At 64.5% G+C, this 22,837-nt stretch carries 26 protein-coding genes; 18 read left to right on the forward strand and 8 right to left on the reverse strand.

Going from position 1 to position 22,837, the window contains the following annotated elements:
- Positions 1–28: 28 nt before the first annotated feature.
- Positions 29–499 (reverse strand): EF-hand domain-containing protein, encoded by a 471-nt coding sequence (locus tag AC5STB_RS00965; RefSeq protein WP_495441109.1) that lies wholly within the window; start codon positions 497–499, stop codon positions 29–31.
- A gap of 200 nt (positions 500–699) precedes the next feature.
- Between AC5STB_RS00965 and AC5STB_RS00970 the strand changes: the two genes are divergently transcribed.
- On the forward strand, positions 700–1,122 hold the full coding sequence (locus tag AC5STB_RS00970; RefSeq protein WP_495441110.1) for a DUF983 domain-containing protein: 423 nt from the start codon (positions 700–702) through the stop codon (positions 1,120–1,122).
- Positions 1,123–1,126: 4 nt separating this feature from the next.
- Entirely contained in the window at positions 1,127–1,858 is a 732-nt protein-coding gene (locus AC5STB_RS00975) for an NUDIX hydrolase (RefSeq protein ID WP_495441111.1), read from the forward strand.
- Positions 1,859–1,965: 107 nt separating this feature from the next.
- Here AC5STB_RS00975 and AC5STB_RS00980 read toward each other — a convergent pair whose 3' ends face one another.
- From AC5STB_RS00980 to AC5STB_RS00990, 3 genes are read right to left on the reverse strand one after another with little or no spacing between them, the layout of a single operon-like run.
- Positions 1,966–2,868: an EamA family transporter gene (locus tag AC5STB_RS00980; protein WP_495441112.1), complete on the reverse strand. Its 903-nt coding sequence runs from the start codon at positions 2,866–2,868 to the stop codon at positions 1,966–1,968.
- Positions 2,869–2,886: 18 nt separating this feature from the next.
- A complete protein-coding gene (locus tag AC5STB_RS00985) occupies positions 2,887–3,801 on the reverse strand; it encodes a fatty acid desaturase (RefSeq protein ID WP_495441113.1) in 915 nt (304 codons plus the stop codon).
- Positions 3,794–4,000 (reverse strand): DUF2061 domain-containing protein, encoded by a 207-nt coding sequence (locus tag AC5STB_RS00990; protein ID WP_495441114.1) that lies wholly within the window; start codon positions 3,998–4,000, stop codon positions 3,794–3,796. The genes AC5STB_RS00985 and AC5STB_RS00990 overlap by 8 nt, the downstream gene beginning before the upstream one ends.
- A gap of 113 nt (positions 4,001–4,113) precedes the next feature.
- Between AC5STB_RS00990 and AC5STB_RS00995 the strand changes: the two genes are divergently transcribed.
- On the forward strand, positions 4,114–4,974 hold the full coding sequence (locus AC5STB_RS00995; RefSeq protein ID WP_495441115.1) for a helix-turn-helix domain-containing protein: 861 nt from the start codon (positions 4,114–4,116) through the stop codon (positions 4,972–4,974).
- A 108-nt stretch (positions 4,975–5,082) separates the two neighbouring features.
- Here AC5STB_RS00995 and AC5STB_RS01000 read toward each other — a convergent pair whose 3' ends face one another.
- The 3 genes from AC5STB_RS01000 to bcoG all read right to left on the reverse strand — a co-directional run bounded on the left by AC5STB_RS01000 (position 5,083) and on the right by bcoG (position 8,379).
- A complete protein-coding gene (locus tag AC5STB_RS01000; RefSeq protein ID WP_495441116.1) occupies positions 5,083–5,841 on the reverse strand; it encodes an SDR family oxidoreductase in 759 nt (252 codons plus the stop codon).
- Entirely contained in the window at positions 5,838–7,310 is a 1,473-nt protein-coding gene (locus AC5STB_RS01005) for a carnitine 3-dehydrogenase (protein ID WP_495441117.1), read from the reverse strand. Before AC5STB_RS01005 ends, AC5STB_RS01000 begins: the two co-directional genes overlap by 4 nt.
- A gap of 151 nt (positions 7,311–7,461) precedes the next feature.
- The gene (bcoG, locus tag AC5STB_RS01010; protein WP_495441118.1) at positions 7,462–8,379 is read right to left on the reverse strand and encodes a 3-dehydrocarnitine:acetyl-CoA trimethylamine transferase BcoG; all 918 of its coding nucleotides are present in this window, start codon (positions 8,377–8,379) and stop codon (positions 7,462–7,464) included.
- Positions 8,380–8,514: 135 nt separating this feature from the next.
- Here bcoG and AC5STB_RS01015 point away from each other — a divergent pair, with 135 nt between their 5' ends.
- Positions 8,515–9,498 (forward strand): GlxA family transcriptional regulator, encoded by a 984-nt coding sequence (locus AC5STB_RS01015; protein ID WP_495441119.1) that lies wholly within the window; start codon positions 8,515–8,517, stop codon positions 9,496–9,498.
- Between the two features lie 227 nt (positions 9,499–9,725).
- Here AC5STB_RS01015 and AC5STB_RS01020 read toward each other — a convergent pair whose 3' ends face one another.
- Positions 9,726–10,769 (reverse strand): aldo/keto reductase, encoded by a 1,044-nt coding sequence (locus tag AC5STB_RS01020; protein ID WP_495441120.1) that lies wholly within the window; start codon positions 10,767–10,769, stop codon positions 9,726–9,728.
- A 177-nt stretch (positions 10,770–10,946) separates the two neighbouring features.
- On the opposite strand from AC5STB_RS01020, the gene AC5STB_RS01025 reads away from it, so the two are divergent.
- From AC5STB_RS01025 to AC5STB_RS01090, 14 genes are all read left to right on the forward strand, one after another.
- Entirely contained in the window at positions 10,947–11,360 is a 414-nt protein-coding gene (locus AC5STB_RS01025; RefSeq protein ID WP_495441121.1) for a rhodanese-like domain-containing protein, read from the forward strand.
- A gap of 75 nt (positions 11,361–11,435) precedes the next feature.
- A complete protein-coding gene (locus tag AC5STB_RS01030; protein ID WP_495441122.1) occupies positions 11,436–11,837 on the forward strand; it encodes a rhodanese-like domain-containing protein in 402 nt (133 codons plus the stop codon).
- 390 nt (positions 11,838–12,227) lie between these two features.
- On the forward strand, positions 12,228–12,833 hold the full coding sequence (locus tag AC5STB_RS01035) for a YceI family protein (protein ID WP_495441124.1): 606 nt from the start codon (positions 12,228–12,230) through the stop codon (positions 12,831–12,833).
- Between the two features lie 105 nt (positions 12,834–12,938).
- Complete coding sequence (locus AC5STB_RS01040; protein WP_495441125.1) at positions 12,939–14,162, forward strand: MFS transporter; 1,224 nt, start codon at positions 12,939–12,941, stop codon at positions 14,160–14,162.
- A gap of 99 nt (positions 14,163–14,261) precedes the next feature.
- The gene (metG, locus tag AC5STB_RS01045; RefSeq protein WP_495441126.1) at positions 14,262–15,980 is read left to right on the forward strand and encodes a methionine--tRNA ligase; all 1,719 of its coding nucleotides are present in this window, start codon (positions 14,262–14,264) and stop codon (positions 15,978–15,980) included.
- Between the two features lie 203 nt (positions 15,981–16,183).
- Complete coding sequence (locus tag AC5STB_RS01050; protein WP_495441127.1) at positions 16,184–16,351, forward strand: hypothetical protein; 168 nt, start codon at positions 16,184–16,186, stop codon at positions 16,349–16,351.
- Positions 16,348–16,518, forward strand: coding sequence for a hemin uptake protein HemP (gene hemP / locus AC5STB_RS01055; protein ID WP_019297511.1), 171 nt, complete (start codon positions 16,348–16,350; stop codon positions 16,516–16,518). Before AC5STB_RS01050 ends, hemP begins: the two co-directional genes overlap by 4 nt.
- On the forward strand, positions 16,515–16,994 hold the full coding sequence (locus AC5STB_RS01060; RefSeq protein ID WP_495441129.1) for a hypothetical protein: 480 nt from the start codon (positions 16,515–16,517) through the stop codon (positions 16,992–16,994). The genes hemP and AC5STB_RS01060 overlap by 4 nt, the downstream gene beginning before the upstream one ends.
- 27 nt (positions 16,995–17,021) lie before the next feature.
- Positions 17,022–18,290: an imelysin family protein gene (locus AC5STB_RS01065; RefSeq protein ID WP_495441130.1), complete on the forward strand. Its 1,269-nt coding sequence runs from the start codon at positions 17,022–17,024 to the stop codon at positions 18,288–18,290.
- 175 nt (positions 18,291–18,465) lie between these two features.
- Entirely contained in the window at positions 18,466–18,759 is a 294-nt protein-coding gene (locus AC5STB_RS01070) for a (2Fe-2S)-binding protein (RefSeq protein WP_495441131.1), read from the forward strand.
- Entirely contained in the window at positions 18,707–19,195 is a 489-nt protein-coding gene (gene bfr / locus AC5STB_RS01075; RefSeq protein ID WP_027259753.1) for a bacterioferritin, read from the forward strand. Before AC5STB_RS01070 ends, bfr begins: the two co-directional genes overlap by 53 nt.
- The gene (locus tag AC5STB_RS01080; RefSeq protein ID WP_495441132.1) at positions 19,185–20,714 is read left to right on the forward strand and encodes a di-heme oxidoreductase family protein; all 1,530 of its coding nucleotides are present in this window, start codon (positions 19,185–19,187) and stop codon (positions 20,712–20,714) included. Before bfr ends, AC5STB_RS01080 begins: the two co-directional genes overlap by 11 nt.
- Entirely contained in the window at positions 20,714–21,709 is a 996-nt protein-coding gene (locus tag AC5STB_RS01085; RefSeq protein WP_495441133.1) for an imelysin family protein, read from the forward strand. Before AC5STB_RS01080 ends, AC5STB_RS01085 begins: the two co-directional genes overlap by 1 nt.
- Positions 21,710–21,724: 15 nt before the next feature.
- Entirely contained in the window at positions 21,725–22,825 is a 1,101-nt protein-coding gene (locus tag AC5STB_RS01090) for a DUF1513 domain-containing protein (RefSeq protein WP_495441134.1), read from the forward strand.
- Positions 22,826–22,837: the final 12 nt, after the last annotated feature.

Below are 22,837 nucleotides of genomic sequence, written 5' to 3' on the forward strand. Positions count from 1 at the left end.
TTCCGCCTTATGCAGCACGCCTCAGCGATCAGTTCTGCTCCGTTTCATCCCCGTGGCCATGCCAGCGCTTGCCGCCATGCCGCGCCCGGGCCTCTTCAAACTCTTCTTTGGAGATGCCGCCGCTGCCGTCGGTATCCATCCGGTCGAACATCCTGCCCGCCCGGCGCGGCTGCGGCATCTCGTCCTTACTCAACGCGCCATCACCGTCCTTGTCAAAGCGTTCCAGCATATTGGCGGCCCGCTGGTCTGCATGCTGCCGCGCCCGCGCCTGCATTTCCTCCAGCGTCAGCTTGCCGTCGCCGTCGGCATCCGCCTTGGTGAAACGGGCATCCTTCATCGCCTGGATTTCCGCCTTGGTCACCTCGCCGCTGCCGTCGGTGTCGATCTCCTCAAAGGACATCTTTGGCCCATGATGGCCAAAGCCCTTGGCCAGCGCGGCACTGCCTGCGGTCATGCCTGCTGCGGCCACGATCAGGGCAATGAACTTGACGTGTTTCATGTCGTCTTTCCTTTGTTCAGCGGCAGCCTCTTGCTGCCCGATGCACAGGAGAAACGCCCCGGACCCGCGCTTCCGTCGCAGAATTCGGAAAAAAAATTCAGCCGCTATCCCGTTGCGGCAAACCGGCGCAGAAATTGGCGTTTCCCCTTTCGCCCCCACCTGAAGCGCGCAAAGATGTGCCCAGCACACAGGATATTGCCATGACCGAGTCCCCCGCCGTGACGGCCCCCGGCACAGACACCGACCGCCCCACTATGCCCGCCCTGGCCAAGGGCTGGCGCTGCAAATGCCCTGAGTGCGGCAAGGGGCGGCTCCTGCATTCCTATCTCAAAGTGAACGAGCGTTGCAGCAACTGCGGCCTCGACCTGACCCATGCCCGCGCCGACGACGGGCCGGCCTACCTCACCATCCTGATTGTCGGCCACATCATGGCCCCCATGATGCATGTGGTCTATTTCTCCTGGCGGCCGGAGCCCTTGGTGATGTTCACGGTATTCGCGATTGGCTGTCTGGCGTCTTCCCTCTATCTTCTGCCGCGGATGAAGGGGGTCGTCATCGCCTACCAATGGGCGCGGCGCATGCACGGCTTCGGCAGGGCCACCCCGGCGGACAAAGGGCAGTAACACCATGAGCGACACATTCCTGTGCGGCGAGACCACAACCGACAAGACCGCAATCCGCAACGCGGCAACAGTGATCGCCATGCGCGGCCGAATGTCGGAGGACCCTCAGGTGCTGATGGGCCAGCGCGGTGCCAAGGCGGCATTTATGCCGAACAAATTCGTCTTCCCGGGCGGCGCAGTGGATATGGCGGACGCGGACATACCGCTGGCTTCGCCGATCTCCCCGGTTTGCCAGGAACGCCTTGCCGACAAAGCGCCCGAGGGTGTGCACCACGCCCTCAGCGTCGCCGCGGTGCGCGAGCTGTGGGAGGAAACCGGACTGATCCTGGGGGAGCCGGGAACCTGGAACGGCAACATCCCCGAAGACTGGCAGAGCTTTGCCGCAACCGGCCATGTCCCCTCTGCCCGCGCCATGCAATTCGTGTTCCGCGCCCTGACCCCGCCGGGCCGCCCGCGCCGCTTTGATGCGCGTTTCTTCCTGGTCGACGCCGATCAGATCACCGGCGATCTGGATGATTTCTCCCGCGCCGCGGATGAGCTGTCGCACCTGCAATGGATCCCGCTCAGCCAGGTGCGCAGCTTCGATCTGCCCTTCATCACAGAGGTGGTGCTGGCCGAGGTGACCGCCCGCGTCCAGGACGCCGAGCCGCCGCAAAGCGTGCCCTATTTCCACAACAACGACGAGGCCAGCCTGTTCCTGCGCCTCAAAGGCTACCCGATGCCCGCTGACGGCTGACGGCTGACGGGTCACGTTTCCCTGCGCGGGAAACGTCCCGGAAAACACGTGTTTTCCGAGCCGGAATTATCGCATAATTCCGGCTGCCCTGCCGCCAGCGGCACCTTTCAAAAGGCCAGAACCAGCACCAGGATCGACACGATCAGCAGCGCCATGCCTGCCAGCTCGCGCCCCGTGACCTTTTCCTTGAAGAAAAGCACCGAGGCCAGCAGCGACAGCAGCAGCTCCACCTGCCCCACCGCCTTGACATAGGCGGCATTCTGCAGCGTGAAGGCCCAGAACCAGCAGAATGAGCCGCCCATGCTGGTCAGCCCGACCCAGACCGCCACCTTGCGCGCCGCCCAGACCCGGGCAATCTCGCCCCGTTCCCGCAGGCTCAGCCAGACAAGCATGAACAGCGTCTGCAGGCAGACGACCGCCGCCAGCGTTACCCCGGCGCGGAACATCGGCTCCAGCTCCGCCAGCTGCAGCGACGCCCCCCGGTAACTGACCGCGGAAAAGGCAAACAGCACCCCGGACCCCAGCCCCAGCTGCGACGCCCGGTTGGTCAGATGCCGCCACCAGGGGCCTGCTGCATCCGGTGTCTTGGACAGGACCAGCACCGCCGTCAGCCCGATCAGGATCGCCGCCCAGCCGCCAAGGCTGACGGGATCGCCCAGCACCGCCAGCCCGACGATGGCGGTCTGGATCACTTCGGTCTTCTTAAAGGTGATGCCGACCGCAAAATTGCGCTGCTTGAACAGGGCCACCACGCAGACGGTGGCCAGGATCTGCGCCGTGCCGCCAATGGCTGCATAAATCCAGAACGCGGACGGCAATGCCGGCAGGCTCCGCCCCGATACCGCCAAATACGCGGCCAGCCCGGCCAGAATGAACGGTGCGGAATAGACAAACCGGGCGAAGGTGGCTCCGCCCGGCGACAGCGTCACGCTGCTCAGGACCTTCTGCAGCATGAAGCGCACGGTCTGGAAACTGGCAGCAGCGATGGAAACGGGGATCCAGGCAATCATGCCCCCGCTTATGCGCGCTTATTCCCCTTGCTGCCAGAGCGGATGCGGCACCGGGTCCTTGGCGCGCAGCAGGTAGTTGCGGAAAATCTGCAGGTAGTTGCGGTAGAAGTAACCGCCATTGGCCGCCAGGAACTCTGCCCGGCGGGTGTAGTAAAGCCGCGGCAGCGCATACCAGGGCACGCCTGGATGCATGTGGTGCACGATGTGCAGGTTGTTGTTCAGGAACAGAAGGGCCAGCACCCCCTTGTCCTCGATCACCACGGTGCGGCCCTGGGCGGTCTCATGCGCGCGGTGCTCCAGGAAGGTGCGGATTTTCAGCAGGCCAAGCCCCAGATAGGCCCCGGCAACCGCTGCCCATAGCGGCGCAGGCGACTGCAGCACAACCCAGACCACCGCCGCCAGCCCCAGCGCATGCAGGACCCAGTCGCGGACAACCCCCAGCGCCCCCTTGCGTGCCAGCCGCCAGTCGCCCGCCATAAAACAGAGCTGCCCGATCAGCGGCCCCAGCACCACCCGGCCCAGCAGCGTATTGTTGACCCGCAAGAGCGCCTTGCGCCAGCCCGGCAAGCGCGCCCACACGCCCGGGTCCTGAAAATTGCTTTCCGGATCGTCATAGGGGTCGGTCAGCGCTTCATCCTCATGATGCGCCAGATGGGTGTCGCGGAACCGGCCATAGGGGATCGCCATGCTGAGCGGAAAGAACATCAGCGCCTCATTCACCCAGCGGCTGCGGAACGGATGCCCGTGCAGCGCCTCATGGGTCAGCGAGGAATGCAGCGCCGCCAGCACGCCCAGCGCCAGCACCGCCAGCCCCAGGCTCACCTGCGGCAGCAGCCACAGCGCCGCCAGCCAGCCGCCGTAACAGCCAAGGATCAGCGCCAGCGTGCCCCACTCCACGCCCCGCGGCATATATTCCCGGCAGCGTTCAGACATGGCGGCGCCCCCAGGTGATCTTTGCCCAGGTGCGCTCGTAGACCAGGTAAACGGTGAAGCCGATCCCTGTATTGACCAGCGCCATCATGCCGCCCGCCTTGACCGACCCGGTGGCGATCAGTCCCACCAGCGTCATCGTCGCCAGCCCGAGGATGTTCCAAATCACTGCCTTCACAATGGAGCGCCTGCGCGTTTCCATCTTGCCTCCTGATTTTTTTGCTAAGTGCTTGTTTCCAAACTACCGTAGCTGCGGGCTGTGCAGAATTCCGAATGCAGTTAACAAATTCCATCAAGTGTGATATTTCAAAACATATGATGGATAATATCGACAAACGGGTCCGCGCTGAACAGTTCCGGCAAAGGTTGAACCGGGCGCTGCGCGACAGCGGCCTCAGCCAAAGCGCCCTGGCACGAGCCATCGGCGTGGACCGCTCCACCATCTCGCAGCTTCTGACGGATGACGGCGCGCGCCTCCCCAACGCCCATGTGGTCGGCGCCTGCGCCGCCGCGCTTGGCGTCTCTGCCGACTGGCTCCTGAGCCTGTCGGACCGCCCCGAAAGCGCCGCCGAGCTGCTGGCCTCCAGCCTCACCCTGTCAGAGGCCCCCCGCGCCCTGGTGGACGAACGCATCTTCGACTGGCATCAGGAGGCCGAGGGGTACAAGATCCGCCATGTCCCGGCGGCACTTCCCGACATGCTGAAAACCCGCGCGCTGCTGGAATGGGAATATGCGCCGCACCTGGGCCGCACCGCAGATCAGGCCATCGGCGCGTCAGAGGACCGGCTCACCTGGATGCGCCAGTCGCCGTCCGACTATGAAATCGCCATGCCGCTCTATGAACTCGACAGCTTTGCCTATGGCGTAGGTTATTACGAAGGCCTGCCGCTGGAGGTGCGCCTGGAGCAGCTCGCCCAGTTCGAACGCCTGTGCGAGCAGCTCTACCCCCGCCTGCGCATCTACCTGTTCGATGCCAAGCGCCTCTATTCCTCGCCGATCACCATCTTCGGCCCGCTCCTGTGCGTGTTTTATGCGGGCACCCATTACCTCGCTTTCCGCGACAAGGAGCGGATCGCCACCTTCACCAGCCATTTCGACAATCTGGTGCGCGAGGCGGATATCACCGCGCGGCAATTGCCGGGGCGGCTCAGGGCGCTGCGAGCCGCGATTTCCTGAACACTTCAGCAGGACCGCCGGAATTCGGCGCGAATTCCGGCTCGGAAAACACGTGTTTTCCGGGACGTTTCCCGCGCCGGGAAACGTGACCCGCCCGTTCAGCCCGGCTCACACCTTGGGATCCGGGTTCTCCGTATGCCCGTCCACGGCAATCACCTGCCCGGACACCAGCCGCGCTGCGTCCGACCCCAGAAACACCGCCATATTGGCAATATCGCCGGCCTCGACAAACCGCCCCATAGAGGTGCCGGCCGCATAGCCCGCATAGACCTCATCCCGGGTCATGCCCTTGGCCGCCGCCTCGCGCGCCAAGACGACTTCCATCCGCGGCCCTTCCACCGCGCCGGGGCAGATCACGTTTGCGCGGATGCCAAAGGGGCCAAGCTCCATCGCCAGCGTCTTCATCAGCCCGATGACCGCCCATTTGGCGGAACAATAAGGCGCCCGGTTCGGATAGCCGTACTGCCCCGCGGTCGAGGACGTCACAACAATCGATCCGGCCCTGGCGGTCTTCATCATCGGCGCCGCGTATTTGGCGGCCAGGAAACACCCCTCCAGATTGACGCTCACGCATTTGCGCCAGTCCTCCAGCGCGATGTCCTCAATCAGCGCGGTCGGCCCGGCGATGCCCGCATTGGCGCAGAGCACATCCAGCCCGCCCCAGGTTTCAGAGATCTCCGCAAACAGCGCCTTGACCCCGGCCTCATCGGTGGCATCCACCGCCGTGGTGCGCCACCCCTCCGGCACGTCTGCCAGCGCCACGGCACTGACATCCGTGACCCAGACCTGATGCCCGGCGGCGGCAAAGCCCTCGGCCATCGCCCGGCCAATCCCAGATCCGCCGGCGGTGATCAGAACCCGGCTCATCTGGGGGCTCCAATTGCGCGGCCCAGCCCCTCCGGTGCCGCCAGCGCCGCATGGGCCTCTGCCAGCTTCACCAGATTGGCCTCGATATGCGGCGCAGGCGGCGCCGAGCGGCGGGTTTTCAGGTCCACATGCAGCAGCATGTGTTCACCCGTCGCCAGCAGCCGCTCACCGCAGAACATCTCGTGCCACAGATGCATCTTCTTGCCGGCGCCCATGATCACCCGGGTCCGCACCTGAATCGGGTCGCCCGCGTGCACCTCATCGATATGGCGGATATGGGTCTCAGCGGTGAAGTAGCTGCCGCCATTGGCGATATACTCGGCATCGCAGCCGATGATCATCATCAGCCGGTCGGTAGATTGCGCAAAGGCATCCAGATAGCGGCTCTCGGTCATGTGGCCATTGTAATCGGTCCAATCCAGCGGCACCACGCGGCTCTGGGTCAGCACCGGCTGGCTCAGGTCCTCCAGACCGTCCATCGACCGCACCAGCCCGGCGCTACCTTCACGGCCCAGATCATGGGCGTTCTGCAACGCGCCCGCACCCCAGTCATTGGCGCCCAGCGCCCGCATCATGCCGACAAGGTTATCGTCCCGGTGCCGCTCCAGCTCGCGGATCGAATACTGGCCGGACTGTTCGTCCGACTGGCCCGCGATCAGGTCCACCAGCTCATCTGTGAACTCCGGCACATCCATCAGCTTGGTCCAGGGCCAGCTGAGGCACGGGCCGAACTGCGCCATGAAATGCTTCATGCCCGCCTCGCCGCCGGCCACCCGGTAGGTTTCAAACAGGCCCATCTGCGCCCAGCGGATGCCAAAGCCGTAACGGATGGCATTGTCGATCTCCTCGGTGGTGGCAATACCGTCCTTCACCAGCCACAGCGCCTCGCGCCAGACCGCCTCCAGGAACCGGTCGGCCACATGGGCGTCGATTTCCTTCTTCAGATGCAGGGGATACATGCCGATGGTAGTGATGATCTCCTTGGCCCGGTCGATGACGCCCGCCGGGTTGGCCGCTGTCGTGACCAGCTCGGCCAAGGGCAGCAGGTAGACCGGGTTGAACGGGTGCGCGACCACGATCTGGCCCGGGGTCTCGCGCCCATCCTGCAGCTGCGACGGCTTGAAGCCGGAGGTGGAGGAGCCGATCACCGCATCCGGCGCGCAATGCGCCTGCAGCTCTGCATAGACCTTCTGCTTCAGGTCCAGCCGCTCCGGCACGCTCTCCTGGATCCATTCGGCGTCTTGCACCGCTTCCGCGATGGTCTCATGGAAAGTCAGGCTGCCTTCGGCCGGCAGGGCCACATTGCCCAGACCGGGCAAGCTGCGGCGGGCATTATCCAGCACCTCGCCGATCTTGCGCTCCGCCTCCGGGTCCGGGTCGAACACCCGCACGTTCCAGCCATTCAGAAGGAACCGCGCGGCCCAGCCGCCGCCAATAACCCCGCCGCCGATGATTGCCGCTGTTTTCATCCTAATTCCTTTCAAAAGCGCCCCGCTCTTCTTCTGGCCGCAAATATCCTGGGGTTTGGGGGCTAGCCCCCAATTCCCCCTTATTGCCGCACCACCCGGTGCACAGGGGGGTGTACGGGGGTGCACGCATGGCACCCCCCTGAAATTCTGCTTACTTCGCTACCGGCGCGCGCTTGGTCAGGCCCAGCTTCTCGCGCACTTCGGCGGGCCCGATCACCCGCGCGCCCATGTTCGACACGATGGTATTTGCCCGCTCGACCAGCTGCCAGTTTTCCGCCAGCACGCCCTTGTCGAGCCACAGGTTGTCCTCCAGCCCGACCCGCACATTGCCGCCCGCCAGCACTGACTGCGCCGCATAGGCCATCTGATTGCGGCCCAGCGCAAAGGCAGAGAAGGTCCAGTTGTCCGGTACGTTATTGACCATCGCCATGAAAGTGTTGAGGTCATCCGGCGCGCCCCACGGCACCCCCATGCACAGCTGCACCAAAGCGTTCGCTTCCAGAACTCCCTCTTTTACCAATTGCTTGGCAAACCACAGATGGCCGGTATCAAAGGCCTCGATCTCCGGTTTGACCCCGAGATCCGTCATCATCTGCCCCATCGCCCGCAGCATGCCGGGCGTGTTGGTCATCACGTAATCGGCCTCGGCAAAGTTCATGGTGCCGCAATCCAGCGTGCAGATTTCCGGCAGGCATTCCGCCACATGGGCCACCCGCTCGGTTGCGCCCACCATATCGGTGCCCGCCTCCTTCAGCGGCAGCGGGTTTTCGGTGTCGCCAAACACCATATCGCCGCCCATGCCCGCGGTCAGGTTCAGCACCACATCCACCTCGGCGTCACGGATCCTGTCTGTCACCTCACGGTACAGATCCAGCCGGCGGGACGGCGCGCCGGCCTCCGGATCGCGCACATGGCAGTGCACCACGGCGGCGCCGGCCTTGGCCGCGGCAATGGCGCTGTCGGCGATTGCTTTCGGCGAACGCGGCACATGCGGGCTGCGATCTTGGGTGCCGCCGGAGCCGGTCACGGCACAGGTGATAAAGACGTCGCGGTTCATGGTCAGAGGCATTTTTTGCTTTTCCCGTCGATGTACAGGGTTTTGCCTGCGGTTATCCCCAGGCTCCTCCCCAGATTCTGATTTGCGCTGACAGCGACTCTGCCGCAGCCTTTTACGGCACAGTTTACACCAGGCGAATCGAAGTTGATGAAATCCGCAAAAAACATCCTGCAGCCCGAAAACCGGCCTCTGAAAACAGCGGTGCTGGTACTCGATGAATGCAACACGCTGTCCTTTGCCGCAGCAGTGGACCCGATGCGCGCCGCCAACCGGCTGGCCGGGCGGGCAGCATTTGACTGGGATTATGTCAGCGCCACGGCAGAGCCGCCGATGCTGACCAGCGGCCTCACCGTGCCCAGCTTCCCGCTGGCCCGGCTGCAGGGCTGCGAGCTGCTGATTATCGTCGCCGGCTTCCAACTGGCCCGCCACGCCACCCCCAGCCTGCTGGCCGGCCTGCGCCGCATCGCCGCCACTGGTGCCACCATCGCAGGCATCGACGGCGGCCCCTGGCTGATGGCCGAGGCCGGGCTGCTGGACGGCCACCCCTCCACCACTCACTGGGAGGACCTGGAGAATTTCGCAGCCCGCTTCCCCGAGGTCGATGCCCGCAACGACCGCTTCACCGTGTCCGATGCCCGCCTGACCTCCGGCGGCGCCACCCCGGCGATTGAAATGATGCTGCACATCATCAGCGCCCGTCACGGCGCCGGCTTCGCCTCCCGCGTGGCCGGACTGTTCCTGTTCGACGGCCCCTCCGCCCTGCCGCGCCCGCAAAGCCGCCTGGGCGGCCGGGCCCACAGCGCGCTGACCGCCAAGGCCAATGCGCTGATGGAGGCCTCGCTGGATGAGCCGCTGCCGCTGGTGCAGATCGCCGAGACGCTGGGCACCAGTCCGCGCAGCCTGCAGCAGCAATTCCGGCTCAAGCTCAACACCACGCCGCAGGACCATTACCTGCAGCTGCGCCTGGCCGAGGCCCGCCGCCTGGTCACCGATACCGCGATGCCGCTGATGGAGGTGGCAATCGCCACCGGATTCACCTCGCAGTCAAGCTTCGCCCGTGCCTTCCGCACCGCCCATGGCACCTCAGCCCGCGACCTGCGCCAGGAACAGGCCCGCCCGACCGCGCATTGACCGGCGCCCCGGCCCCGCGGGTCAAGGGCCGCACAGCGGCGGTGCGCAGCACCGTTCAGCCTTGACGTGCAATCTTTGAACACACTTCCAAAGTCGCTTCAGGGGCAGACCTGCCCCTGAACGCTTCTCAGCCAATTCTTCCGCGCTGCGCAGCAGCGCCAGGCCCAACCGGCCCAGGGCATGTCAATGACCGCAGGCCGGGCGGGAGCACCCCGCCCCGGATGCGATCAATACGGCATCGGATGCGCCCGGTGGGCAGCATTGATCTCGTCCAGCACCTGCTGGCTCAGCTCCAGCTCCACCGACTGCAGCAGATGCTCCAGCTGCGGCAGATGCGTCGCGCCAAAGATGGCTGATGCCATGAACGGCCGTGTCCGGCACCAGGCCAGCGCCATATGCACCGGATCCAGCCCATGGCGTTTTGCGATCTCCAGATAGGCCGCCACTGCATCATAAACCCGCGGGCTGTGGCGTCCGCCCAGCTCCGGGTTGATCGACTTGCGCGACCCGTCCGGCACCGCCCCGTCCTGGTATTTGCCGGTCAGCAGCCCGGTGCCCAGCGGCGAAAACGCCATCAATCCCACGTCCTCATTCACGCTCAGTTCCGCCAGGTCGGTGTCATACATCCGGCAAAGCAGCGAGTACTCGTTCTGGATCGAGGCCACCCGCGGCCCGCCGCGCGCCTCAGCAATCCGCAGCCATTGCGCGGTGCCCCAGGCGCTCTCATTGGACAGGCCAAAGGCGCGGATGGTGCCGCGCTCTACCTCGCGCTGCAGCGCCTCCAGACAATCCTCCATATTGGCCAGTGTCTCCTCGCGGTTCTGGCTGGAGGGGTCAAAGGTCCAGTTCTGGCGGAACATGTAGCTGCCACGGTTCGGCCAGTGGAACTGGTAGAGGTCGATATAGTCCGTCTTCAGCCGTTTCAGCGAGGCCTCCACCGTAGGCGCGATGGTCTTGGACGAGATTGGCGCCCCGTCGCGCACATGGCGCATCCCCTCTCCGGAGTGCTTGGTTGCCAAGATGTAATCCCCGCGCCGCCCGGTCTTTTCGTTCCAGTTGCCGATAATCCGCTCGCTGTTGCCCAGGGTCTCCGCGCTGACCGGATTGACCGGGTACATCTCAGCGGTGTCGACAAAGTTCACGCCTGCCGCCAGCGCCATGCCGATCTGCGCATGCGCCTCATCCTCGGGCGTCTGGGTGCCAAAGGTCATCGTGCCCAGGCACAGTTCGGACACCATTATGCCGGTGCGGCCCAACGGGTTCATTTTCATCTTGCGCGCTCCCCTGCTGCAGACTTGCCCGCGACCCTAACCGGCAGGGCGGCAAGTGCAAGCAGGCTGCGTCCTGCCGGCGGACAGGCGTTAACCATTCAGAGACAACCTGAAAGAGATTCTCCTAAAATGTGATACACTCAAATTTGCCGCAAATTGAAAAACGAGGAGTGGCCGATGACGATTACAGTGTTTGAAAACGGCGGTGATCCCGCCATTGAAACTGAAGTGCCTCTGCCGCAGTTGTCGCCTGCAGAAGCACGGCAGCTCCATGCCCGCGGCAGTGCCGTCTTTGTTGATCTGCGCATGACCTGGGAAATGAAAAGAACCGGTCTTATCCCCGGGGCTTTTCCCTGCCCCCATGGGCTCATGGATCTGTGGATTGATCCCGATAGCCCTATCAACGGCGCCGCGCCGGCCAATAGGAAGGTCTTTGTTTTCTGTTGCGGCAACGGCTTGAACGCCTCTCAGGCCGCGCAAAGCGCGCGGCATATGGGGTTGCGGCAGGTTTTCTTTTTGGATGGCGGAATGGATGCCTGGCTCGCCGCTGGCGGCTGCGTGGCAGCGCTTGATCAGCAGCGGGTTCATTGAGCCGCCCCCAGCCGCTTGCACCCGGGCGCAAAACGCTGCAGCCTGCCTCCCGTGTTACTTGGGGGAGCGCGCAGAATGCCGCAACAGATCACCAAAGGCGTCAAGGCGCTGCTGGCCGAGGCAAACAGCCTTGTCGAAACCATGACCGCCGAAGAAGCCAAGCAGAAGGTGCTGGATGAGGGCTATGTTTTCATCGACCTGCGCGACATCCGCGAGCTGCAGCGCAGCGGCATGATCCCCGGCGCGTTTTCCTGCCCGCGCGGCATGCTGGAATTCTGGATCGACCCGGACAGCCCCTATCACAAGCCGGTATTCAATCAGGACAAGACCTATGTGTTCTATTGCGCCAGTGCCTGGCGTTCGGCGCTCGGCGCGCGGGCGGCGATGGAGATGGGTCTGAAACCGGTGGTGCATTTGGAGGGCGGCTTCACCGAATGGGCCAAACAGGGCGGCCCGGTGGTTCCGCGCGAGGGCTGAGGCCCGCCACGCCGTACCGCGGATCAGGCGCTGCCCGGCCAAGGCCGCGGGCCGACGGCAGTTTCAGCCCGGCCCCGCTGGGCCTGCTGCTCACCCCCGGAAAGGGCGGCGCCCAGGACATCGAAAGCCGCTGGACCTGGCCCCTGCGCCGCTGCCCCCCTGCGGCCCGGCATACGCCCGGGACCGCCCCTGTTTTGCGGGCTGCTGGACCCTGCAGCGGCTGCGCGCCCGCACCCTGCGCCCCGCAGCTGGCAGGAGCCCGCACGCGGTTTCACGGGCACGCAAGTAAAAGTGAGCGGCCCGCAGAGGATAACCCGGTTAAGCTCATCCGGCAGAACAGAAAACACCGGCCAGCAGCCACAGCCAGCAGCCACAGAAGGAACCGCACGCATGGGCAACCCACGTTTGACGCGCCGCCCCCTTCTGGCCGGCCTCGGCGCTGCCCTGCTGATGCCGGAGACGCTGCTGGCCGCCTTCCTGCCCTACCGCCTGATCCCCGGGGCCACGGATGTGCGCTTCACCTTTCTGCTCAGCGGCCAGCCGCAGCACGGGCGGCTCCCCGTCTCTGCCGCCCGCATCGGCATTGACCCGCAGAACCTGGCCCGCAGCCAGGCCGATATCACCCTAGACGCCAGCCGTGCCCGCACCGGGCTGGTGTTTGCCACCGAAGCACTCAAAAGCCCCGGGCTGCTGCACACCGCCCGCTTCCCGCAAATCCGCTTCCGCTCCAGCCGGGTCCGCCTTGGGCCGGACGGGCGTCTGTCCGGCGGCGCAACTATCACCGGTGCTCTCACCCTGCGCGGCACCACCCGGCCGCTGACCCTGCAGGCCGCGCTCTACCGCCGCCCCGGCAGCGCGCCGGATGACCTCAGCGAGCTGGACGTGCATCTCTCCGGCCAGCTCAGCCGCGCCGCCTTCGGTGCCACCGGCTACGCGGATCTGGTGGCCGACCGGGTCACGCTCGCCATCAAGGCCCGCATCCGCCGCGCAGGCTGACCCTGCCCGCGCCGGTGCCAAAAAACACCGCCGCGCAGAAATACGACACGCAGGTGGCGGAAACCGGCTGGCAATGCCGCGCCAGCCTGTCATGGTCGCACCGTTATGCGCCTGATCGTCTCCTTTGCCGCCCTGTTCCTTTCCGTCATCCTGCTGCAGCTGTCGACCGGAGGCGTCGGTCCGCTCGACGCCATTTCCGGCCTGACGCTCAACTTCACCACGGAACAGATCGGCCTCCTCGGCTCCGGCCATTTCCTCGGCTTCTTCCTCGGCTGCTGGTGGGCGCCGCGGCTGATGGGCAACGTCGGCCACTCCCGCGCCTTTGCCGTCTGCACCGCGCTTGGCGCAATGGGCCTCTTGGGCCACACGCTGACTGAAAACCCCTATGCCTGGGCAGCATTGCGGATGGCCTCCGGCCTGTGCGTGGCCGGCGCCTATACGGTGATCGAGGCCTGGCTGAACGCCAAGGTCACAAATGAAAACCGCGGCCGCGCCATGGGCACCTACCGGATTGTCGACATGGGTTCTTCGCTCGCGGCGCAGCTGATCATCGCTGTGCTGCCGCCTGCAGTCTATATTTCGTATAACCTGCTGGCCGTGCTGTGCTGCGCTGCACTGCTGCCGCTGACCCTGACCAGGGCGAGCCAGCCCGAAACCCCCGACGCCCCCCGGCTGCGTCCCAAGCTGGCCTGGCGCTGTTCTCCGCTGGCAGTGGCAGGTGTGATCGTAGCCGCGCTCAGTTCCGCCTCCTTCCGGATGGTCGGACCGGTCTATGGCCAAGAGGTCGGCCTTGCCGTGGGCCAAATCGCCTTTTTCCTCGCGGCCTTTGTGGCAGGCGGCGCGCTGGCCCAGTATCCGATGGGCTGGCTGGCCGACAAATATGACCGCCGCTGGGTGCTGATCTGGCTGTCCGGCATCGCCATCCTCAGCTGCGGCATCACCATGGCGGCCAGCGGCACCGGCACCCTGGGCGTGATGCTGGCGGCCGGTTTCTTCGGCTTCACCACCTTTCCGATCTTCTCGGTCTCTGCCGCCCACGCCAACGACTTTGCCACCTCTGCCGAACGGGTCGAGCTGGCGGCGGCGCTGATGTTCTGGTACGCGCTTGGCGCCATTGCATCGCCCTATGTCTCCTCCTCCCTGATCGATGCCTTCGGCCCGCCTGCGCTGTTTGCCTATGTCGCTTGCGGCCACGTGCTGCTGATCGTCTTCGGTCTCAACCGGATGCGCGCCCGCCCGGTGCCGGAGGAGCGTACCAGCTACGTCTATTCACCTCGCACCTCCTTCACCATCGGCCGCCTGCTGAAACGCTCGCGCGAAGGGCGGTAGCACCGGCGCCCCAATTTTGCACCGAAACCCGCGGGCGGGGTTTCCGCCGCGCGCGCCATGCGCTAGACGGGCCTCTGACGCATTACCTGGATGGATGGCATGGCACGCATTCTGATCACTTCGGCAATCCCCTACATCAACGGGATCAAGCATCTGGGCAACCTGGTCGGCAGCCAGCTGCCTGCCGACCTTTACGCCCGGTTCCAGCGCGGACGCGGCAATGAGGTGATGTTCCTCTGCGCCACTGACGAGCATGGCACCCCGGCTGAACTGGCCGCCGCCAAGGCGGACAAGCCAGTGGCGGAATACTGCGCCGAAATGCACGCCGTCCAGTCCGAGATCGCCAAGGGCTTTGCCCTGAGCTTCGACCATTTCGGCCGTTCCTCCAGCCCGCAGAACCACGCGCTGACCCAGCATTTTGCAGGCAAGCTGGCCGAGGCCGGGCTGATCCGCGAAGTGACCGAAAAGCAGGTCTACTCCAACGCCGACGGCCGCTTCCTGCCGGACCGTTACATCGAAGGCACCTGCCCCAACTGCGGCTATGAGCGCGCCCGCGGCGATCAGTGCGAGGAATGCACCAAGCAGCTGGACCCGACCGACCTGATCAACCCGCGCTCTGCCGTCTCCGGCTCCACCGACCTGGAAGTGCGCGAGACCAAGCACCTGTATCTGTGCCAGTCACAGCTGAAGGATCAGCTGGATGCCTGGATCGACAGCAAAAAGGACTGGCCGGTCCTGACCACCTCGATTGCCAAGAAGTGGCTGCACGACGGCGACGGGCTGCAGGACCGCGGCATCACCCGCGATCTGGACTGGGGCGTGCCGGTCAAAAAAGGCGACCAGGATTGGCCGGGCATGGAAGGCAAGGTCTTCTACGTCTGGTTTGATGCGCCGATCGAGTACATCGCAGCGTCCCGCGAATGGGCCGAAGCCAATGGCAAATCCGACGCCGACTGGCAGCGCTGGTGGCGCACCGACAAGGGCGCCGAAGACGTGAAATACGTCCAGTTCATGGGCAAGGACAACGTCCCCTTCCACACCCTGTCGTTCCCGGCCACAATTCTGGGCTCCGGCGAGCCGTGGAAGATGGTCGACCACCTGAAATCCTTCAACTACCTGAACTATGACGGCGGCCAGTTCTCCACCAGCCAAGGCCGCGGCGTGTTCATGGACCAGGCGCTGGAGATCCTGCCCGCCGATTACTGGCGCTGGTGGCTGCTGAGCCACGCGCCGGAAAGCTCCGACTCCGAATTCACGTGGGAAAACTTCCAGCAATCGGTGAACAAGGATCTGGCCGACGTGCTAGGCAACTTCGTCAGCCGCATCACCAAATTCTGCCGCTCCAAGTTCGGCGAAGAAGTTCCGGCCGGCGGCGAATACGGGCCGCAGGAGCAGGCGCTGATCGATGAGCTCACCACCCGCATCCGCGCTTATGAGGGCCACATGGACGCGATGGATGTCCGCAAGTCGGCACAGGAGCTGCGGGCGATCTGGGTTGCCGGCAACGAGTACCTGCAGTCCGCGGCGCCCTGGTCGGTGTTCAAGGAAGACCCCGAACGCGCCGCCGCGCAGGTGCGCCTGGGCCTGAACTTGATCCAGCTCTATGCAATACTGTCGGCACCGTTCATTCCGCAGGCTTCGGACAAGCTGATGGCGGCAATGAACTCGGACGACCGCAGCTGGCCCGAAGATGCGGCAGCGGCCCTGTCGGCCCTGCCCGCAGGCCACAGCTTCACCGTGCCGGAGGTGCTGTTCGCCAAGATCACCGACGAGCAGCGCGAAGAGTGGCAGGAGCGGTTCTCCGGCACCCGCGCCTGACGCACGGGACTTGGACTGAGACAGAGGCCGCCCATTGGGCGGCCTTTTTATTTGCCATCTCCTTGCTGCTGCACAAAATCTATTTCCGACCAAAAAACTCGGATTGACATAGGTGAGTAAATAAATCAGGTATACGGCATTCCAGCCAGCCTGACTCGGATCGGGCGAGCCCGAGTGACATTCATTCAACCGAGATCGCCCCCATGCCGACCAGTGCGCGCCGCCTTAGCGGCCCTGACATCAAGCAGCCGGACCCTGAGGACATGCGCCAGTTGTGGCCGCAGGTCTTTGCACCGTCCGGCGCGCTGTCCGGTTTTTGTCTGGAATGGCTTCTGGACAGGGCGGAATTCAGCAATGGGCGCAAGTCATGAACCAGATCACTTCCAAACCTGTCCCCACTGAGGCCACCGCCGAAGTCTTTCCCACCTACCACGCCGAGGACCTGACCCGTGGCGGCACCCAGGCCCGTATCCTGTTGAACGGCCAGATCTATTCGCTGCGCATCACCCGCGCGGGCAAGCTTATCCTGACCAAATGAGCACCGCAGCCCCCCAGTCCCGCGGCGGGGTCACAGTCGGCACCCTGTCGGAGCTGCCGCCGCTGGAAGCCGGCGCGGTGATATACCTGCGCCACTGGTTTTCCGGTGCTGAGACCCGCGCGCAGATGCGCCGCGACTTCGAGGTGAACTTCGGGCCCGAAATGGCCGAAACCGCCTTTGAGGCATTTGGGCACCTTTGCAATTTCTGCGCTGCCCACGGCCGCCGTCCGCTGGTGCGCCACGGCATGGCTTGCAACTGCCTGGGTGCGGATGAAAACTGTTTTGCCAACCTGCTGGCTTCGGCCGCGGACGGCCACCAGGACGATGCGCATATCCTGGCGTCGCTGATCGTGACCCCGCGCAAGGCGTCTGAACTCACGCAGCTGGCATCCGGCTGCGGCCTGCTGATGCGGCAAATTCTGGGCATGCCGGCACCTCTGCAATGCCCCCGGCCCGCAGCCGCCACACTTCACTGACCCCCACAGACCTTAAGGACTTAGCTGATGAAATCTGTCTTTCTCACGGGCACTGCCCTCGCCGGTCTCGCCTTTGGCGCCACAACCGCCTTTGCTGCTGACAAGGCCGCTGTTCTGACCAACTATGCCAATATTGCCGAGGCAAAATACCAGGACAGCCTGGCGACCGCGCAGGTGCTGAAAGCTGCTGTCGACGCGCTGGTAGCGCACCCCTCGGCAGAAAATCTGGAGGCCGCCCGCACCGCCTGGATCGCCGCCCGCGTCCCCTACCAGCAGTCCGAGGTGTTCCGTTTCGGCAATGCCATCGTCGACGACTGGGAAGGCAAGGTAAACGCCTGGCCGCTGGACGAAGGCCTGATTGACTATGTCGATGCCTCTTATGGCGGGCCGAGTGACGAAAACACCCTGGCGGCACTGAACGTGATCGCCAACCCCAGCTTTGAGCTGTCGGGCAAGGTGATCGATGCCGCCAAGATCACCCCGGAACTTCTGGAAGGCGCCCTGCACGAGGCCGACGGGGTTGAGGCCAACGTGGCGACCGGCTACCACGCCATCGAATTCCTGCTTTGGGGCCAGGACCTGAAAGGCACCGAACATGGCGCCGGCGACCGTCCCTGGACCGACTACGCCCAAGGGGATGCTTGCACCGGCGGCAACTGCGACCGCCGCGGCGAATACCTGCAGGCCGCGACCGAACTGCTGATCTCCGATCTGGAATGGATCGCCGGCCAGTGGGGCGCCGAAGGCGATGCCCGCACTGCGCTGCTGGCGGACGAAGACGCCGGCATCACCGCCATGCTGACCGGCATGGGCTCGCTATCCTATGGCGAGCAGGCAGGTGAACGGATGCGCTTGGGCCTGATGCTGAACGACCCGGAGGAAGAGCACGACTGCTTCTCCGACAACACCCACAACAGCCACTATTACGACGGGCTGGGCGTGCAAAACGTCTATCTCGGCGAATATGTGCGGGTGAACGGCGAACTGGTGTCAGGCGCCTCCCTGGCGGATCTGGTGGCCGCCAAAGACGCGGAACTGGACGCCGAGATGCGCACCAAGCTTTCCACCACCATGCAGGCGCTTGGCCGTATCAAGACCTCTGCGGAAGCAGGCCTCTCCTATGACCAAATGCTGGCGCAAGGCAATGAAGCCGGCGAAGCGCTGGTGATGGGTGGCATCAACGGGCTCATCGACCAGACCCGCTCGATTGAGCGCGTGGTCTCCACGCTGAACCTGGACGGTGTCGCCATCGAAGGCTCCGACAGCCTCGACAACCCCTCGGCAGTCTTCGAGTAAGAAACAGGCAACAGGGCAGTCGCGGGCCGCAGCTTTCTGCGGCCCGCAATTTGTTTCCGCTCCATTACCTAAGCATTTTACTCTGGATAAACCTTGTATTCCCAGTAAATCTGTCAGATATATTTCCCAACGGAATCACTTGGCCTCTGCGGCCAGCAGGCAAGGACGCAGCAGCATGATCGTTTGCCACTGCACACAGATCTCGGATCACGATATCCGCGCCGCCATCGACTGGATGCGAAGCGCCGACCCTGAAACGATAATCACCCCCGGCAAAATCTATCATGCGCTGGGAAAAACCGCCGATTGCGGCGGCTGCATGCCGCTTTTCCTCGACACGATGCGTTCCAGCAGTAAGCTGGAAGTACCTGCGCAGCTTACAAATTTGCGCGCAGCATCAATTCAGGAGACACATTATGCAGGGCGACGCCAAGGTCATCGACTATCTCAACAAGGCACTGCGCCATGAGCTGACAGCGGTCAGCCAGTACTGGCTGCACTACCGGCTGCAGGACGATTGGGGCCTGGGCAGCATGGCCAAAAAAAGCCGCGAAGAATCCATCGAGGAGATGGAGCACGCGGACAAATTGATTGAAAGGATTTTGTTCCTCGGCGGCCACCCGAACCTGCAAAAGCTTGACCCGCTGCGGATCGGCCAGACGCCAAAAGAAACCCTCGAATGCGACCTTGCCGCCGAAGTGGACGCCCGCGCGCTCTATAAGGAAGCCCGCGATGCCTGCAATAAGGCGGGCGATTACGTCACACAGAAGCTGTTCGAAGATCTGATGGCGGATGAAGAAGGCCATATCGACTTCCTCGAAACTCAGCTTGAACTGCACGACCGGATCGGTGCCGAAAACTATGCCCAGCTCAACGCCACCAAGATGGCAGAGATTGAAGACTAACATCATGCTGGCTGCCGCGCTTGCGGCGGCCACACCCCTAGCGGCGCTGGACCTGGCCAGCCGGCATCATACAGAGCCGCACCTCTCTCCCCTCCCCCGCACAGATGCCGAACGCGCCCGGATCGCGGCGGTGACAGCGCCTGCCAGCAGCTTCTCCGCGCCCGAACCGTTTGAGAACCTGCCCGCAGGCGCAGCCACTGTGCGCGCCAGAACCGATGATGAGGCCTTCTCCCAGCATTCTTCCAATCTCAGCTTCGAGCAGGAACTGGAATTCAAGCTTGGCAACGGGCTGTTCAAGAAGATCTGGGTTTTCTCGCCTGCCTCCACCAGGGCCTCCGATGGTCTCGGCCCGCTTTACAATGCCCGCTCCTGCCAGCGCTGCCACCTGAAGGACGGCCGCGGCCATGTGCCGGACCAGCCGGACTATGCCTCTGCCTCCATGTTCCTGCGCGTCTCCGTTCCCGGCCCGGTGCCGCCGCAGATGCAAGCAGTCAGCGACTACATAGGAACAGCGCCCGATCCGAATTATGGCAGCCAGCTGCAGGATTTCTCCGCCCCCGGCATTGCACCGGAGTACAAGCTGAAGGTCGATTACGAGGAAATCAAAATCGCGCTGAACGGCGGTGAAACCGTTACCCTGCGCCGCCCCGGCTACACCACCGCGGATCTTGGCTACGGCCCGCTGGCAGAGAACGCCATGCTCAGCCCCCGCGTCGCGCCGCCGATGATCGGCCTTGGCCTGCTGGAGGCGATCCCTGCCGCCGATATCCTTGCCCATGCGGATGAAGACGACGCCAACGGCGACGGCATCTCCGGACGCGCCAATCTGGTCTGGTCGCGGGAATTCAACCGGATCATGCTGGGCCGCTTTGGCCTCAAGGCCGGGATGCCGACCGTGCATGAACAGTCCGCCGGCGCCTTTGCCGGCGACATCGGCATCTCAACCCCGCTGTTCCCGGCCCACACGGGTGAATGCACTGACCTGCAGACCGCCTGCCATTCCGCACCCCATGGCGGCGGTGATTCCCGTGAAACCGAGATCGACCAGGCCAATATGGATCTGGTTACCTTCTACAGCCGCAACCTCGGCGTGCCGGCCCGCCGCAAGGCTGATGACCCAATGGTTCTGCGCGGCAAAAAGATGTTCTACAACGCGGGCTGCGCCGCCTGTCATGTGCCGAAATACGTAACCCATCGGCTGGCAGACCGCCCGGAGCAAAGCTTTCAGCTGATCTGGCCCTATTCCGACCTCTTGCTGCATGACATGGGCGACGGCCTCGCCGACAACCGCCCCGAGGCCCGCGCCACAGGGCGCGAGTGGCGCACCGCGCCGCTCTGGGGCATCGGCCTGACGCAGCAGGTCTCGCCGCGCGCCAACTTCCTGCACGACGGCCGCGCCCGCACCCTGCTGGAAGCCATCCTGTGGCACGGCGGCGAGGCTGAAGCGGCTAAGAACCGCGTCGTGGACCTCGCGCCGCAGGACCGCGCTGCCCTTATGACCTTCCTGGAGAGCCTCTGATGCGCGCCCTTGCCCTGACCCTTGCCCTAGCGGCAGGCCCCGCTGCAGCATCCGAGCTGTCCAGCATGATCACAGATCAGCTGATCCTCCCTGCGTTCGCGGAGCTGGCAGAAGATGCGGCAACACTGGCAGACACAGCAGAGGCAGATTGCGATCCGCACTCTAAAACCCTGCGTGCAGCCTATGGCGCGGCCTTCGACGCCTGGATCGCCGCGAGCCACTACCGCTTTGGCCCGACAGAAACAGACAGCCGCGCTTTTGCGCTGGCCTTCTGGCCTGACAGCCGCAGCAAGACACCCAAGGCGCTGGCCAATCTGATCCGCAGCGAGGACGCTGGCGTCTCAGACTCTCCCGCATTCGCCAGCTATTCCATCGCCAACCGCGGGTTTTATGCGCTGGAATACTTGCTCTATGATCCGGAACTCTCCACCGCGGGCAGCGCAGACTACCACTGCGTCCTAACCCGCGCGGTCAGCACCGATATTGCGGCCACCGCACAAGCCATCAATAAGGACTGGGCGGAAACCTACGCAGACGAAATGCGCGCCCCGGCCAAGCGTTACCGGAGCGAAGCCGAAATCACCCAGGAACTGCTGAAGGCACTGACCACAGGACTGCAAGTGCTGGACGACATGCGCCTGGGCCGTCCGCTGGGCAGCTATGACAAACCGCGTCCCAACCGCGCCGAAGCCCGCCGATCGGGCCGCAGCCTGCGCCATGTGCTGGTATCGCTGGACGCGATGGCGCCGCTGGCGCTGGCGCTTGCTCAGAGTGATGATGCACTGAAGAATGACCTCGCCCGCGGATTTGAAAAGGTCCGCAGTCGGGCGGATATGCTGGATGATCCCATCTTTGCCGGGGTCGCCGTACCCGCTGACCGTATCCGCATCGAAGCGCTGCGCCAGCAGGTCAAGGACCTTCGCGGCCTGGTGTCAACGCGTCTCGGCCCGGCACTTGGCGTGGCCGCGGGCTTCAACTCGCTCGACGGCGACTGACGGAAAGGACCCGGCATGACATCCCGCCGCGGATTTCTGGCAGGCCTTGCGGCCTCCGCATTCACACCGCAGGCCAGCTGGGCCGCTGCAGGCAGCCCGGCGTTCCTGTCAGCCGGCCAAGACGCCAGCGGCGCCTTCCTGCTGGCCGGCCTCACCGAAACAGGCAGGATCCTGTTCCGCCACCCCTTGCCCGGCCGCGGCCATGCGGCAGCCGCGCACCCCATCCGTCCCGAAGCCGTTGCCTTTGCCCGCCGCCCGGGCCGCTTTGCCGATGTGATTGACTGCCGGACCGGCGCCGCCCTTGCCCGGATTGAGCCGCCTGCCGGGCATCACTTTTACGGCCACGGAGTGTTCTCCCCGGACGGCAGCCGCCTGTTCACCACCGAAAACGACTATGAAAACGCCCGCGGTGTGATCGGGGTCTGGGACGTCTCAGACGGGTATCGCCGCATCGCCGCCTTCTCCTCCGGCGGCACTGGCCCGCATGATATGCTTCTGCGCCGTGACGCGCCCGGTCTAGCAGTCGCCAATGGCGGCATCGAGACACACCCCGACAGCGGCCGTGCCAAGCTGAACCTTCCGGACATGCGCCCGAACCTCAGCTACCTGAGTCTGGACGGAAAGCTGCAGGACCAGATGGAACTGCCGCAGGAACTCCGCCTGAACTCAATCCGCCACCTTTCAGTCCGGACGGACGGCACTGTCGGTTTTGCCATGCAATGGCAGGGCGACCTGGGCGAACAAGTCCCCACGGCCGGTTTGCACCATCCCGGTGGTGCGCCGTTCCTGCTGGCCGAAGATGACGCCCGCGTGCTGAATATGAATGGCTACGGCGGCTCTGTCGCGTTTTCCGCTGACGGCAGCCAGCTTGGCGTCACCTCGCCGCGCGGCGGGGTGCTGCAGGTTTTGGGCACAGTCAGCGGCGCGCTGCTGCGGGAACACAGGATGACCGACGTCTGCGGCCTGGCGCCCTCTGCCACCGGCTTCATCGCCAGCACCGGCACCGGCCAGTTCATTGCAGTCTCCGGCACCGGACAATTTCCGCTGCACAGCGCGGACCTGGCGTGGGATAATCACCTGATCCCGCTGGACCAATTCCGCCGCAAACCATCCTGAAATACGGCCCGG

This window comes from Leisingera sp. CC-HEC093, from assembly GCF_059429195.1.